We start from the raw sequence: 1,546 nt of genomic DNA, 5'->3' as shown, positions 1-1,546 counted from the left end.
TCATCGCCACCTACGGACAGGGCCGCGCGGAGGACCGGCCCCTGTGGCTGGGCTCCCTGAAGTCCAACATCGGGCACACCCAGGCGGCCGCCGGCGTCGGCGGAGTGATCAAGATGGTCGAGGCCATGCGCCACGGTCTGCTCCCCAGGACCCTCCACGTGGACTCCCCGTCCCCGCACGTCGACTGGTCCGCAGGCACGGTACGCCTGCTCACCGACCCCGTCCCGTGGCCGCAGGGCGAACGGCCCCGCCGCGCGGCCGTCTCCTCGTTCGGGTTCAGCGGCACCAACGCCCACGTCGTCCTGGAGGAACCCCCCAACCCCGGCCCGGAGCCGGAGCCCGCGCCGTCCCCCCGGCCCACCGCGGGCTGCACGCCCGTCCTGCTGTCCGGGAAGAACGAGGCCGCCCTGCGCGACCAGGCCGCCCGCCTCCTGCGCCACACCACCGACCACCCGGAACACTCCCCGGCCGACCTCGGCCTGTCCACCGCGACGACCCGGGCCGCACTGGACCACCGCGCCGCGGTCGTCGCCCGGGACCCCGCGGGGCTGCGCCGGGCCCTGGAACTGCTGGCCCGCGGCGAGACCCCCGCCGACACCGAGGACACCGCCACCGCGGCCGGCGTGGTCCTGCCCCGCAGCCGGACCGCGTTCCTCTTCTCCGGCCAGGGCAGCCAGCGCCCCGGCATGGGACGCGAACTGTACGCGGCCTTCCCCGTGTTCGCGCAGGCCTTCGACGCCGCCTGCGCCGCCCTGGACCCGCACCTCGAACTGCCCCTGAAGGACGTCGTGTTCGGCGCGGACACCGGCCTGCTGGACCGGACGGGCCACGCGCAGCCGGCCCTGTTCGCGCTCCAGGTGGCACTGCTGCGGCTGCTGGAGTCCTGGGGCGTGCGCCCCGACCTGCTGGCCGGCCACTCGGTGGGCGAGTTCGCGGCCGCCCACGCCGCCGGAGTGTTCTCCCTCCAGGACGCGGGCCGCCTGGTGGCCGCCCGGGCCCGGCTCATGCAGGCCCTTCCCGCCGGGGGCACGATGGCCGCCGTCGAGGCCTCCGAGCAGGAGGTACGGGAGCTGCTGGCCGGGTACGAGGACCGGGCGGACGTCGCCGCCGTCAACGGACCCGAGTCCGTGGTCGTCTCGGGCACCGCCGCGGCCGTGGCCGCCGTGGTCGCACCGCTGTCCGCCCGGGGCCGCAGGACCAAGGAGCTGCCGGTCTCCCACGCCTTCCACTCCCCGCTGATGGAGCCGGCCCTGGAGGAGTTCCGCCGGGCCTTCGACGGAGTCTCCTTCGGCACGCCCGCCCTGCCCGCCGTCTCCACCCTCACCGGCCGCACCGTGACCGCCGAGGAGTGGTGCTCCGCCGGATACTGGGTGCGGCACGCCCGCGAGGCCGTGCGGTTCGCCGACGCGGTCGCGGCCCTGGCCGCCGAGGGCGCGGGCACCTTCCTGGAGATCGGCCCCGGCGGCACCCTGACCGCCCTCACCCGGGAACTCCTGGACGAACACGCCCTCACGGTCCCCGCCCTGCGCACCGACCGCCCCGAGGA

The 1,546-nt window shown here is 76.4% G+C and carries 1 protein-coding gene; it reads left to right on the top strand.

The window, feature by feature from the left end:
- Positions 1–1,546: acyltransferase domain-containing protein (locus VR44_RS38930; RefSeq protein WP_045952416.1), on the top strand; the 1,546-nt coding region annotated here is incomplete at both ends.

Origin of the sequence: Streptomyces katrae (assembly GCF_000966975.1) — a bacterium.
Taxonomy (GTDB): Bacteria; Actinomycetota; Actinomycetes; order Streptomycetales; family Streptomycetaceae; genus Streptomyces; species Streptomyces katrae.
Note: the sequence above shows the minus strand (reverse complement) of the source record. Positions and strands in the feature narration are given on the sequence as shown.